General features: G+C 50.8%; 8 protein-coding genes. 6 read left to right on the top strand and 2 right to left on the bottom strand.

Annotated features, from left to right (window positions below):
* The first annotated feature begins 3 nt into the window (after nt 1-3).
* The 4 genes from BGO59_RS27230 to BGO59_RS27215 all read left to right on the top strand — a co-directional run bounded on the left by BGO59_RS27230 (nt 4) and on the right by BGO59_RS27215 (nt 6,413).
* A complete protein-coding gene (locus BGO59_RS27230; protein WP_293688996.1) occupies nt 4-2,205 on the top strand; it encodes a penicillin acylase family protein in 2,202 nt (733 codons plus the stop codon).
* 4 nt (nt 2,206-2,209) lie between these two features.
* On the top strand, nt 2,210-3,853 hold the full coding sequence (locus tag BGO59_RS27225; protein WP_293688994.1) for a TldD/PmbA family protein: 1,644 nt from the start codon (nt 2,210-2,212) through the stop codon (nt 3,851-3,853).
* 112 nt (nt 3,854-3,965) lie between these two features.
* The gene (locus tag BGO59_RS27220) at nt 3,966-5,282 is read left to right on the top strand and encodes a TldD/PmbA family protein (protein WP_293688992.1); all 1,317 of its coding nucleotides are present in this window, start codon (nt 3,966-3,968) and stop codon (nt 5,280-5,282) included.
* Between the two features lie 33 nt (nt 5,283-5,315).
* The gene (locus BGO59_RS27215; protein ID WP_293688990.1) at nt 5,316-6,413 is read left to right on the top strand and encodes an alpha/beta fold hydrolase; all 1,098 of its coding nucleotides are present in this window, start codon (nt 5,316-5,318) and stop codon (nt 6,411-6,413) included.
* Nucleotides 6,414-6,526: 113 nt separating this feature from the next.
* On the opposite strand, the gene BGO59_RS27210 is transcribed toward BGO59_RS27215, so the two are convergent.
* The gene (locus BGO59_RS27210) at nt 6,527-7,834 is read right to left on the bottom strand and encodes a photosystem II biosynthesis protein (protein ID WP_293688988.1); all 1,308 of its coding nucleotides are present in this window, start codon (nt 7,832-7,834) and stop codon (nt 6,527-6,529) included.
* A 150-nt stretch (nt 7,835-7,984) separates the two neighbouring features.
* Nucleotides 7,985-8,563 (bottom strand): RNA polymerase sigma factor, encoded by a 579-nt coding sequence (locus BGO59_RS27205; RefSeq protein ID WP_293688986.1) that lies wholly within the window; start codon nt 8,561-8,563, stop codon nt 7,985-7,987.
* A gap of 773 nt (nt 8,564-9,336) precedes the next feature.
* On the opposite strand from BGO59_RS27205, the gene BGO59_RS27200 reads away from it, so the two are divergent.
* Together BGO59_RS27200 and BGO59_RS27195 are read left to right on the top strand one after the other, a co-directional pair.
* Nucleotides 9,337-12,639 (top strand): efflux RND transporter permease subunit, encoded by a 3,303-nt coding sequence (locus BGO59_RS27200; protein WP_293688984.1) that lies wholly within the window; start codon nt 9,337-9,339, stop codon nt 12,637-12,639.
* A gap of 54 nt (nt 12,640-12,693) precedes the next feature.
* Complete coding sequence (locus tag BGO59_RS27195; RefSeq protein WP_293688982.1) at nt 12,694-13,821, top strand: efflux RND transporter periplasmic adaptor subunit; 1,128 nt, start codon at nt 12,694-12,696, stop codon at nt 13,819-13,821.
* Nucleotides 13,822-13,959 lie beyond the last annotated feature (138 nt).

Raw genomic sequence — 13,959 nt, 5'->3', positions numbered from 1 at the left:
GTAATGCATTCTAAAATCTACATAGTTCTTGCCACTGTTTGTCTGGGTGTCGGTTCTGCCTTGGCTCAGACTCCTTTTTCGGCGCAGGAAGTAAAGGCACTGCAAAAGCAGGCGAAAGGCATTGAGATTGTCAAAGATACGTACGGCGTTCCGCACGTATACGCCAAAACCGATGCTGATGCGGTATTCGGCGAAATGTACATTCAGTGCGAAGAGTTTTTCGATAAGGTCGAAACGTCGTTGATTGGGCGGCTGGGTCGGTCGGCTGAACTGGAAGGCGAAGGGGCTATCTATCGGGACCTGTGGACCCGGATGTTTATCGACTCCACGCAGGCCGTTCAGTTGTATCAGAAAACCCCCGACTGGCTCAAAAAACTGTGCGATGCCTACGCCGGCGGAATCAACTATTACCTGATCACCCATCCGGCTGTAAAGCCTAAACTCCTTAACCGGGTTGCTCCGTGGATGATTCTGATGAACAACGTTCCGGCTATGGGGGGGAGTAATGTTACCGAAGCTGATTTTAAAGCGTTCTACCTGAAAGAAGCCACTCAGCCTGCAACGGGTGGCCGAAGCTTTACCGCCGAACCGCCCAAGAATGATGGTTCCAATGGATTCGCCCTGGCGCCTTCCCGTACGCAGAGCAAAAAAGCGATGCTCTTCATCAATCCACACGCAGAATACTACGGGCGTATTGAAATTCATCTGGTTAGCGACGAAGGGCTCAATTCGTATGGGGCACCGTTTCTGGGGCAATTCAACATCTTTCAGGGTTTCAACGAGTCGCTGGGCTGGATGCACCCGGTTTCGCTATCCGACGCCAAGGATTTATACGCTGAGGATGTGGAATGGAAAAAAGGAAAATGGATGTATCGCTACGATGGCGTCTGGAAACCCGTTGATAGTACCGCCATTGAACTCCGTTACAAGAAAGGCGATAGCTGGGCAACCAAAAAATTTGTGACCTACCGCACGCATCACGGCCCGGTAGTGTATGCGACCGCCACCCGCTGGATTGCACTCAAAACCTACGAACCGAACATCGAACTGCTGGGGATGCACTGGCTGAAAATGAAAGCCCGAAACATGAAGGAATTCACCAATGCTATCAATGCGCGGGCAATGGTTGGTAGCAACATCGTCTATGCCGACAAGGAAGGCAATATCGCGTACTGGCACGGCAATTTCGTGCCGAAGAAAAACCCCTTACTCGACTGGCGTCGTCCGGTCGATGGCACCACCTCGGCTACCGAATGGCAGGGAACACATGAACTGACGGAGCTTCCGCACTACATTAATCCGGCCAATGGCTGGCTACAGAACTGTAACTCAACGCCTTTATACGGTGCTGGTGAACTCAATACAGAGATGCTAAACAAGCTCCCGTCCTACATGTTGCCGGATGGGCATACACCCCGCGCCGTTCATGCGGTCAAGGTGTTGACACCACTGAAAAACGCAACGATGGACGATGTGATCAAGGCATCGTACGATACCTATCTGCCCAGTGGTGAGCGCTTCATCCCCGGTCTTATAGCGGCTTACGCGACAGTGGGTGATTCGCTTAAGGCTAAACTGGCCCAACCCATCGAAACGCTGAAAGCCTGGAATTTTCGGACCGATACCAACTCAGTAGCTACTACACTTACGGTGCATTGGCTGGAAAAAGTTATCCAGCTCGACATGGCCCGACTGGCAAAGCCCGCCACCACGGAAGAACAGTATTCGCTAACCAACGGGGCTGCCGTCACAACCGAATTTCTGTCCCCGAAAGAGCAGGTTACCGCCTTAGCGCAGGTGGTGGCTGAACTCGAAAAAGAGTTTGGAACCTGGCAGGTTGCCTGGGGTATGGACAATCGGTTTCAGCGGATAGCGGATTCGGAACCCAGCGATGAGAAACTCAGTTGGGGCGTTCCGGCTACGCCAGGGTTTATGGGGTCGCTGAATGCCTATGTGAGCCGGAAAACGGCCAAAACGCATAAACGATACGGCATTACGGGCAATACGTTTGTGGCCGCCGTCGAGTTCGGCGATAAACTTCGGGCCAAAACCATTCTGACGGGGGGCGCCAGTTCTGACCCGACTTCGCCCCACTACCTCGATCAGGTGAAAGGTTACATTGACGGCACTTACAAAGAGATCTATTTCTACAAAGACGACGTGTACAAACACGCCGAAAAAATCTACCATCCAGGCGATAAGTAATCGTATGAAAAGACGTGATTTTGTCAAGTTGTCGGGTCTTGGGCTTGGGGCAACCATGCTGCCTGCCGGACTGATAGCCGGGAACCGGATTTCGGCGGAGGAACTACTGAATCCGGGACTGGACGTAACGGTCAAAAAGCGGCTGGCTGATGTCGCACTCAACGCTTCGAAGAGCAAAGGAGCTACCTACGCCGATGTTCGTATTGGTCGATACCTGCGTCAGTACCTGTTCACGCGCGAAAACAAAGTGCAGAACATCGTCAATTCGGAGTCATACGGGATTGGGATACGCGTCATTGCCAACGGAACCTGGGGATTTGCTTCGACCAATACCATGACCCCGGAAAGCATTGCCGAATGTGCTGTCATGGCGGTCGATATGGCGAAAGCCAACGCCGAAATTCAGCGGGAGCCCGTCGTGCTGGCCCCACAAAAAGGTGTAGGGGAAAAGACCTGGAAAACACCTATAAAGAAGAATGCCTTCGAAATTCCGGTTAAGGAAAAGATCGATCTGTTGATGGACGTGAACGGGGCCGCTCTGAAAAATGGGGCTTCGTTTGTTACGTCGAACCTCTTTTTTGTCAACGAACAGAAATACTTTGCCTCGACCGATGGCTCGTATATCGATCAGGATGTGCATCGGATGTGGCCAACCTTTACGGTCTCTGCCGTAAATCGACAGACAGGTCGGTTCAAGTCGCGGGATGCGCTGAGTGCTCCAATCGGGATGGGCTATGAGTATTTGTCGGATAATCCAGCCGAAAAAATCGTGATCCCGAACGGGCCAACCGTGTATCGGTATGCCTACAACATGATCGAGGATGCCACGGCAGCGGCTTTGCAGGCTAAGGAAAAACTCTCGGCCAAATCAGTCCCGGCTGGTAAGTACGATATGATTCTGGACCCGTCCAATCTGGGCCTGACTATTCATGAATCCGTCGGGCACCCGCTGGAACTGGATCGGGTGCTGGGCTACGAAGCCAATCTGGCCGGTACCAGCTTTGCGACGATGGAAAAGCTGCAATCGAAAAACTTCCAGTATGGCAGCAAGATCGTCAATCTGGTCGCCGATAAAATTCAGCCTAACACCATGGGGCTGGTTGGCTACGACGACGAAGGCGTTCCCTGTAAAAAGTGGGATTTAGTGCGGAACGGTATTTTGGTCAATTTCCAGGCGACCCGCGATCAGGTGCATCTGTTGGGTGAAACCGAGTCGCAGGGGTGCAGTTTTGCCGAAAGTTGGGATAGTGTTCAGTTTCAGCGTATGCCGAACGTATCGCTCCAGCCATCGGAAGGTAAATACAGCATTAACGATATGATTAGAGATACCGAAAAGGGTATTTATATCCTGGGTCGGGGGTCTTCGTCCATTGATCAGCAGCGGTATAACTTCCAGTTCAGCGGACAGCTTTTCTACGAAATCAAGGAGGGCAAAATTGTGGGTATGCTCGACGATGTCGCGTATCAGTCCAACACGCAGGAGTTCTGGAATTCCTGTGCCCGCATCTGCGATAAAGACGACTACCGACTGTTCGGCACCTTCTTCGACGGTAAAGGGCAACCGGGGCAGGCCAGTGCCGTCTCGCACGGCTGCCCTACCACCCGTTTCAATGGCGTAAACGTAATCAACACCGGACGGAAGATTTAAAAAAATAGTATTAGGAGCGAGTAGTGAGGAGCGAGAATGCTGACGCCTACTCTCTGGCTTGCGCCAGCATTCTCGCTCCTCACTACTCGCTCCTAATACTCCACAAAAACACATGGCTATTTTATCGCAGGAAGAAGCCAAACGGCTCATTGATAAAGTGTTGAGCTATTCCAAAGCCGACGAAATGAAGGTAGAACTGAACGGAGGTCGGACCGGAAATATCCGGTTTGCCCGGAACTCTGTTTCTACTGCCGGAGCGACTAACAACCTGACCGTATCGGTAACGGCTGTATTGGGCAAACGGATCGGAACGTCTGATATCAACGAGTTTGATGAGGCCTCGCTCGAAAAGGCAGTCCGTCGGGCAGAAGAGATGGCCCGTCTGGCACCCGAGAACCCGGAATATATGCCTATGCCGGGACCGCAAACCTACACCAGTCCACAGGCATTTGTCGAAACAACGGCTGGGATGAAAGCGCCCGATCGGGCTAGGCTGGCCGGGGCCAGTATCAAGTCGATTATGGCGAGTCAGTTGAGTGGCGCGGGATTTCTGGACGATTCAGCGACCTTCAACGCCATCGGCAATAGCAAAGGCTTATTCGGCTACCATAAAAGCACCAATGCCAATTTCTCGCTGACGATTCGTACACCCGATGGGACGGGTTCTGGCTATGCTGCGGGCGATTTCAACGACGTTAGCAAACTCAAGACGGGCGCCTTAACCGATATTGCCATCCAGAAAGCCCGCGCTTCGCAGAAGGCCGTTGCCCTGGAACCCGGTAAATACACGGTTATTCTGGAGCCGCTGGCGGCTGGCGAACTGATTCAGTTTATGATGCGGGCGATGGATGCCCGTACTGCCGACGAAGGCCGAAGTTTCCTGAGCAAGAAAGGGGGAGGAACACGCCTGGGCGAAAAGCTACTGGACGAACGGGTGACGATCTACTCCGACCCCACCGATTCGCAGGTGCCGAGTTCGCCGTTTTCGGGCGATGGTTATCCGTACGAAAAGGTGGTCTGGTTCGACAAAGGGGTGGTTAAAAATATGTCGTACTCACCCTATTGGGCGAAGCAGAAAGGCGTTAAACCCTTGCCCGAACCATCTGGCTTTGTCATGGAAGGCGGAACACAGTCGCTGGCCGATATGATCAAAGGCACTGAGAAAGGGATTCTGGTCACCCGGTTCTGGTACACGCGCTGGCTGGACCCACAAACCCTGCTCTACACGGGCCTTACCCGCGATGGGACATTCTACATCGATAACGGGCAGATCAAGCACCCGATTAAAAATTTCCGCTTCAACGAAAGTCCGGTTATCATGCTCAACAACCTCGAAGCCATCGGTATTCCTGAACGCACGCGGGGCTGCATGGTGCCACCCTTACGCATTCGTGATTTTACGTTCAGCAGCCTTTCGGATGCCGTATAACTCACTTTTACATCTTCCTCTTTTTTACAACCAATGAAAAACGTTACCGGACTCGTTCTCTCTCTTTTTGTGGGAACACTGCTGTATGGCCCGACGAAGGCTCAAAATTCAGAAGGTAATCAGAACCAGGTGGCCGCGCTGCAACGGCAGTTAGCCAGTATGCAACACCAGTTTGATGCCCTGGATAAAACCATCGACGACCTGACCTGGTCGCAGCGGCTGGGCGATGCCGTACTGGTCGATAAGATCATAATTACGGGGCCTCCTCCGGCTGTTATCAAAAACCCAACGGGTCAGGGTGCAAAAAATCCCGTTCGTTTTTCGGCCTATGTGTTTATCCCTACCAAAATTGATCCGTCGAAAAAATACCCGTTACTGGTGTTGCCGCATGGGGGTGTGCATAGCAATTTTAATACGGCTTACGCCCACATTATCAAAGAGCTAACCGCGCAGGAATACGTTGTCATAGCGCCTGATTATCGGGGGAGTACGGGCTATGGCCAGGGCTTTTACCAGCTCATCGATTACGGCGGCCTGGAAGTAGAAGACACCAAAGCCTGCCGGGATTACATGCTCGAAAACTACGACTTCATCGACAAAAAACGGGTCGGTATTCTGGGTTGGAGTCATGGCGGCATGATTACGTTGCTCAACCTGTTCAACCATCCTTCCGATTATGCAGTCGGGTATGCAGGAGTGCCTGTAAGCGATCTGATTGCCCGGATGGGCTACAAAAGCCAGAGCTACCGGGATGCCTATTCGGCTGATTATCACCTGGGCAAAACCGCCGACCAGAATGTTGAAGAATACCGGAAACGCTCTCCAGCCTGGCAGGCCCACAAGCTACAGACTCCACTTCTGATTCATACCAACACCAACGACGAGGATGTAAACGTGCTGGAGGTGGAGCATTTGATTAAATCACTTAAAGCCGAAGGCAAGAAGTTCGAGTACGAAATCTACAAAGAGGCTCCCGGCGGCCATACTTTCAACCGGATCGATTCATATGGGGCGAAGGAAAGCCGAATGAAAATCTATGATTTTCTGGCCCAGTATCTGAAGCCTAACAAAAAATTCAAGGACGTAAAAGAACTGATCGAAGCGAGCTATTTTCCAAAATCGGGCAAATAGTATCGTTGAGCCGTGCGGTAATTTTGTCATTGCGACGAAGGAGCAATCTTTGGGGACAACAGAAACGCCTTCTCCGAAGATTGCTCCTTCGTTGCAATGACAAAAAACGCTTACTATTGTGACTCTTCAACAGGTGGAGGGGCACCAAAGCGCTTGTGTGAACCTTTCAATTCGCCGTGCGAATGAATAAGCACAGTCGTAAGCAACGCGAAAAATACAAGGACAACTCCAAAATTGATCGCCCATTGTTTAGGTGCCAAACGACTATGCGTGAAAACGGGATGGGCTTTTCTGATCAGGAAGGCGACGACCAGCCAATTGACGATGTATAAGTACTGCTCAATGCGATAGCCGCTCATAAAGGCCCCCGTAATGAACAGACTAAACAGAATATACAGGCCCAATAAGCTTAGAAAGAGGGCAAAAACTTCATTTTCTGAGTACGAGGCCGGGTTGGCTTTGTTCTGGTAAAATCGAGCCCAGTACCAGCCGGTCATACCAAGAACCATACCCAGCGAAACCAGTTGAACTGCGTTAATAACCGGACTGTCGGGCGATACGTCGATCTTGCTGAAAATGTCCTGAAGGCGCTCTAGTTCAAACGATTGCTGCCATACAATGTACGGAATCACCAGCATGACCATCAACAACGGGAACCAGATCTGGCGTTTAGGTTGAGTCGGTTCGTTCGGCTCCCATTCAGAAGTCAGGGTACCATAGGCCATTCCCAGGCCACCGAAGAAGCCCAGCGAATACTCCATGACATTCCAGAAATTAAATTTGATGTCGGTCAGATTGCCGAGTACCTGAAGAAAGTTACCGAAAGCAAAACCGAATCCCCCGCCTAAACCCGCGAATACAGCAACCCGTAAAGCCGAGTCGTATCGTTGACGGACCAGGTACCAGGTTAAGGCTACAGCGGCTCCAAAGCAAACGGCCCACATTTCGGAACGAGGGGGTGTCATTCGCCAGTCGAATTCTTCAATCAGGAAGAAGTAGAACAACGCCCCGCCAACCACCATCTCAACAATCACCTCGTGCCATTTTACGGGCTTGGTGGGCGAGTCGGTCAGGGCGAGGCCAAACAGTCCACCGCCTATAAACCCATACAACCCCCCAATCACAAACAGCATGGTTAGCCCGTAGAACACATTAATGAATTCGGTATCGCGGCCATAACCTACCACAATGCCATAGCTCGCCAGCCCACCAATCCCCCAGCCAATAGCGCCCGCCAGCGTGACCGCAAAAAAACGGGCGTACCAATCAGTCCGTTTCGCCACCAGCAGAACACTCAGAGAACCAATAGCGCCCGCCCAGGCGGCACCGTATTCGTGCCCAAACTGCCCGCGAATGGCCCAGGCGGTTCCGAGCGACAGACCCACCACGAGCATAGCAAAAGAAATAGATTTGTTTCCCATGCGGAGACACAGCTAAGTAAGGATATAGGAATCGTTTCCTGATATACCACACTTCGCTATGAACAGGCTATTGGCCAGAAGCTGTTCTGGGGAAGTAATGCCTCTATAGCCATGGGGATGTTACCTGTTTCGCCGGTATGGGACAATCGGTCAGGCTTCAAACACAGGCAGCCAATCGCCCGATTGCGCCAGCAGTTGCATAAAAACACTGAAGGCGATCCCCATATCTTTTTCGACCGCAAACTTGAGCACTTTCATCGACCGAACCATGTGCTTTTTGATCGCACTACTCGATATGCCTAAAATCTGTGCAGCTTCGTCATAGCTCTTTTCCTGCTGCCGACATAGTTTGAAAACTTCCCGACTCTGCGGGGGTAAAGTGTCCAGCACCCGCTGCAAAAACTGCTGATATTCCCTGGCTTGCAGACTTTCTTCCGTATCGTTTTTGGAGACGGTGTAATTCCGTAAAACTTCCCCCTTGATCCGATCTTCAACAGCCGCACGTTTCAGCATGTTGAAGGTGTGATTTTTTGTAATAGTAAATAGGTACGATTTAAATGAACTGACTTCCTGTATGGCCCAGCGGTCTTCCCAGATTTTCATGAATACTTCCTGGCATATGTCGTTCGACAGCTCATTGGATTTGATGAACTTAAACACGAAGCGATACAGATCGGGCCGGTAAAAATCGTACAGTTTACGGAATGCTTTTTCATCACCTGTCGACATACGGTTTAGTAAAAAGTTCTCATTAGGAAACGTCATTACAGTGAGCGAGTTAGTTGTTGGTAAAAACGGTTAGCGCAAGTGTATAGGAAGGTGCAGACCAGAATAAGTCGAGAAGGATGCGAGTAAAAGAAGCGTCTTGTAGAAGTCCAATAAAATCACTGTTGCTTAAAATTATATTACGTGATTTACTCAAATATAAAAATATTATTTGTTTATAGATTTCTTGTGTAGAATATAAATTCAGGACTTATGTCTATTTGCCAGAGTTTATCTTGTCGTCCAAACTAGATTGGTAATTAACCGGGAAGCAACTGGCTTTTTAGAAGAACCTGTTTTGATTTTTATGGCAATGGCGTTTTTTCCTTCCCGATGCAGGGGGAATCTCAAGTCTCAGGAAATTCGAGATCCCTTATTCTTCGGAAGGGTAAAACACACGTATTGCAGAAGAAATTTGCAAACAGTTAGACAGGTTTTTACCCCCTTTGCCGAACTCAAAATAAGCAAGGAATCGTAGGTGTTTTTACTTATGTAGATGCTGTAATCCAGCTTGTTGTATTTGGTGTTGTTTTGGAATTGGCTGAAAATAGAGCCTTATCTGATGACTAAATTTCAACCCCAAATTCACTACCTTTAAGAGTACTATTCTTTGTATGGGATAGATCGTGGAAAAAATTGACTTTTAGTCAAATCAGGCAGTAATCGGTTCGTTGGAAAAGTCCAGAATGGTGGATGAAACGCGATAGTGTCTGTATTTAAGAATATTTTAATAGACTATGGATTTAATTCGCGCTGCGTTACGAAAACCGATCTCCATTCTGGTGATTGTTGCCAGTCTGTTTTACTTTGGTATTGGGGCCGTACGTACGATCAAGATTGATATTTTTCCCAATCTGAACCTGCCCGTTATATACATTTCCCAACCCTTTGGCGGCTATACACCCGACCAGATGGAGTCGTTTTTCGGGAAACAGTACGTCAACCTGTTGCTCTATGTATCGGGAGTAAAAAGTATTGAAACCAAGAATATTCAGGGGATTACGCTCCTGAAACTGTCCTTCTACGAAGGGACCAACATGGCCCAGGCGGCAGCCGAGGTATCGGCCTATTCGAACCGGGCTCAGTCCAGTTTTCCGCCCGGTTCACAGCCGCCTTTTATTCTCCGGTTCGATGCTTCTACGCTACCTGTAGGGCAGTTGGTGTTAAGTAGTCCCAAACGAACCAACAACGAACTCCAGGATTTGGCCAACGTGTACATCCGGTCGGGGTTTACGTCGGTGCCGGGGCTGGTATCGCCTGCGCCGTTCGGCGGAAATGCCCGCTCGATTGTCATTAAAGCCGATCCCGAGCTGCTGCGGGCGCATAACCTTACTCCCGATCAGTTGGTAGCCGCCTTACGCATCAACAACACAGCTACTCCGGCCGGAAACGTTCGGATTGGCGATTATAACTACTTCACACCGGCCAACACTACGGTTCGGAACATCGAGGATTTTGGCAATATTCCGCTCTATACAGGCACCGTACAAAACCTGTACCTGAAAGACGTAGCCACGATTGAAGACGGGGCCGATATCACACAGGGCTATGTGCTGGTCAATGGCAAGCGGTCGGTTTATCTGCCTATCACTAAATCGGCCGATGCCTCAACCTGGGAAGTCGTTCAGAATCTGAAAGCCGCCCTGCCCCGTTTCCAGGCCTTGCTACCTGAAGACGTAAAGCTGACCTATACGTTCGATCAATCGGTTTACGTCATCAACGCGGTCGAGAGTCTCATGACTGAAGGAGCCATTGGGGCTATTCTGACGGGTCTGATGGTACTCCTGTTCCTGGGCGATGTACGAGGGGCGTTGATCGTTATCATCACCATTCCGACCTGTATCATTTCGGGGGTATTGTTCCTGTCGCTATTTGGGCAAACGATCAACATCATGACCCTAAGCGGTCTGTCGCTGGCCATCGGGATTCTGGTCGATGAGAGTACGGTGACCATCGAGAATATTCACCAGCATATGGACATGGGCAAACCGAAAGCCCTGGCGATCTGGGATGCCTGTAAAGAAATTGCCTTCTCGAAACTCCTGATTCTGTTCTGTATTCTGGCCGTATTTGCTCCGGCCTTTACCATGACGGGCATACCCGGTGCGTTGTTCCTGCCGCTGGCCTTGGCTATCGGTTTTTCGATGATCACATCGTACCTGATGGCGCAAACGCTGGTACCCGTTCTGGCCAACTGGATGATGAAAGAGCATACGCATGTCAGCAATGGCAAGGCTCCGAAACGAAAAGGCCGGAAATTACTCAAATTCAAACATGGGGTTGTATCGACCAACGGAAATGGTCACTACGAAAAAGAAGCCCTGTTGCGGTCGAAAGAGGCACTGGCCGAGCGGGACGATTTGAATAACGATGGTAAAATCAGCTACTTTGAACGATTACGCAGCCGATTCACCCGATTCATCCGCCGGATTCTGCCCTATCGGAAAGTGATTGTAACCACGTATGTGCTGGGTTCGATGGCCATTGTGGTGCTGCTCATCACGAATATCGGGCGGGATGTATTGCCCAAAGTAGCCGGGCATCAGTTTCAGGTTCGCCTGCGGAATCCAGATGGTACGCGACTCGAAAAAACCGAAGCAACCATGCTGAAAACCATCGATGTGTTGAAGAAGATGGTTGGCAAAGACAATATTGAAATCACCTCGGCGATGGTTGGTATGCACGGCGCTCAGTTCTCGACCAGCCCGATTTACCTGTTTATGGCGGGGCCGCAGGAAGGGGTGCTACAGGTGAGCCTGAACGAAGACTATGATGTGGATCTGGACGAGCTGAAGGATAAGTTCCGGGCCAGCATGAAGCAGGCTTTGCCCGATGTCAAACTGTCGTTCGAGCCAATCGAGTTGACGGATAAGATTCTGAGCCAGGGGTCGCCTACGCCCATTGAGGTCAAACTGTCGGGCAAAAACAAGAAACAGAACGAGGAGTATGCCAACAAGGTCATTGCGAAGCTGAATAAAATCCGCTACCTGCGGGATGTTCAGATTGGGCAGGCCACCAAATACCCAACCATCAACGTAAATATCGACCGGACGCGGGCCGCTCAGCTAGGCACCGATATTTCGGCCATTTCGCGCTCGTTGATTGCCGCTACATCGTCGTCGCGGTATACTGAGAAAAGTGTCTGGATCGACCCCAAATCCAGCCAGACGTATACCGTACAGGTTCAGGTGCCCGAAAACCGAATGACGAGTGTCAATGATCTGGGCGAAATTCCGGTATTACCCAATGCCAACCGGCCGGTACTGAGCGATGTAGCTACCTTACAGAAAGGCACTTCGTACGGCGAAAACGACAATATTGGCGCGATTCCGGTACTGTCGGTCACAGCCAATCTGAACGATATCGATCTGGGGACAGCCGCTCGCGACGTGCAGAAAGCCATCGATTCGCTGGGCGAATTACCACGTGGCTTAACCATAAAAATGCAGGGGCTGACGCAGGTGCTGATCGATACGCTCGACAGTCTGCAAACGGGCCTGCTGACGGCGATTGTCGTTATCTTCCTGATGCTGGCGGCCAACTTCCAATCGTTCAAGGTCTCGCTGGTGGTGTTGTGTACGGTGCCCGCCGTACTGCTCGGGTCGCTGATTTTACTGATGCTGACCGGCTCAACGCTCAACCTACAGTCGTATATGGGCATGATCATGTCGGTAGGGGTATCCATCTCCAACGCCGTTCTGATGGTAACCAATGCCGAAGAACTTCGGATGCGGAACGGCAATGCCCTGCTCTCGGCGCGGGAAGCGGCTTCGATTCGGATTCGGCCCATTCTGATGACCAGCGTGGCGATGGTGGTCGGTATGATTCCGATGGCGTCCGGCTTAGGGGAGGGTGGTTCACAAGCCGCTCCGCTGGGTCGTGCGGTGATCGGTGGACTGATTGCCTCGACCTTTGCCGCCCTGTTTATTCTGCCGCTGGCCTTTGCCTGGGTACAGGAGAAAACATCTACCGAGTCGGTATCGCTCGATCCCGAAGATAAAGAGAGTAAGTACTATACGAATGTGGATTTGCTGAATTAAACCCATTCGTTCATTCTATCGAAACGGTTTCCCGTTTTGTAACAATTAATTGACATGCACCGTCGAATCTCAGTCCGTAATTTGTTTGTCCTAGCTGGGGGCTTGTTGCTGGCCAGTTTGTTTGCCCAATGCCATTCGTCTGAAAGTAAAGCCGAAAAAGAAGAAGAGGAAAGCGATTCGGTTGCGGCACCAGCGCCCACCGAAGTATTCGCCTTAACCAAAGGTAAACTGGCTTCGTCGCTAAACATTCCCGGTGAACTGATCGCGTACCGGGATGTGGATATTTATGCTAAAGTGAGCGGGTTTATTAAAACGCTCAATGCCGATGTGGGTTCTGAAGTGCGCGAAGGGCAGTTGCTGGCACAGGCCGAAGCGCCTGAACTGAGTGCACAACTGGCCTCTGCCGACTCGAAGCTCAAAGCTCAGGAAGCTCTTTCGATTGCCAGCAAAGCCAATTACGAACGGGTACTGGAAGCCAGCAAGTTTTCTGGAGCCGTATCGAAAAATGATGTCGATCAGGCACTGGCCAAACGGAATGCCGACCTGGCTCAACTGGAGGCCGCTAAATCTGCCTATCGGGAAGTGGCGACTCTCAAAAACTACCTGGCTATCCGGGCTCCGTTCGATGGGATTATCAGCGCACGTAATGCCAGTACAGGGGCTTACATTGGCCCTGCCGGTAAAGGGTCGGAGTTTCCGCTGTTTGTGCTGACCGAGCAGAAACGCCTTCGTCTGGTCGTGGCTGTGCCTGAAGCTTATACGGGCTATGTACATGAAGGAAGCGAGGTGAGCTTTACGGTCAAAACGTTTCCGAACCGCACATTTACGGGGAAAATCAAACGGCTATCGGGCGCGTTGGACAAGCGGCTGCGCTCGGAGCGGGTAGAGGTCGATGTGATCAACAGCGACAAAAAGCTCTTGCCTGGTATGGTTGCCGAAGTGACGCTCCCCCTGCCTACGCAGAGCAATACGTTTATCGTTCCGAAAGCCGCGCTGGTCAACTCCACAACGGGTGTCTTTGTGATTCGGGTAAAGGATGGAAAATCGGAGTGGGTTTCGGTTAAGAAAGGACTTGAGGCCGACAATAAAATTGAAATCTTCGGTGATCTGAACGAAGGCGATCAACTCGTTTCGACCGCCAGCGAGGAGATTCGCGATGGCGCACCAGTGAATGTGAAGTAGTACAAGTGTTCAATCTAGAGTAGTTTAGATTATCTGGATTCGATTTTTTGTCATACCGACGTAGGAAGGATCTCGAATTTTCCGACACTTGAGATCCCTTCTGCCCCGGGATGACAAAAATCAACCTAATCTATTTTC

This window comes from Spirosoma sp. 48-14, assembly GCF_001898575.1.
GTDB lineage: Bacteria > Bacteroidota > Bacteroidia > Cytophagales > Spirosomataceae > Spirosoma.
This window is presented reverse-complemented; position numbering and strand designations above follow the sequence as displayed.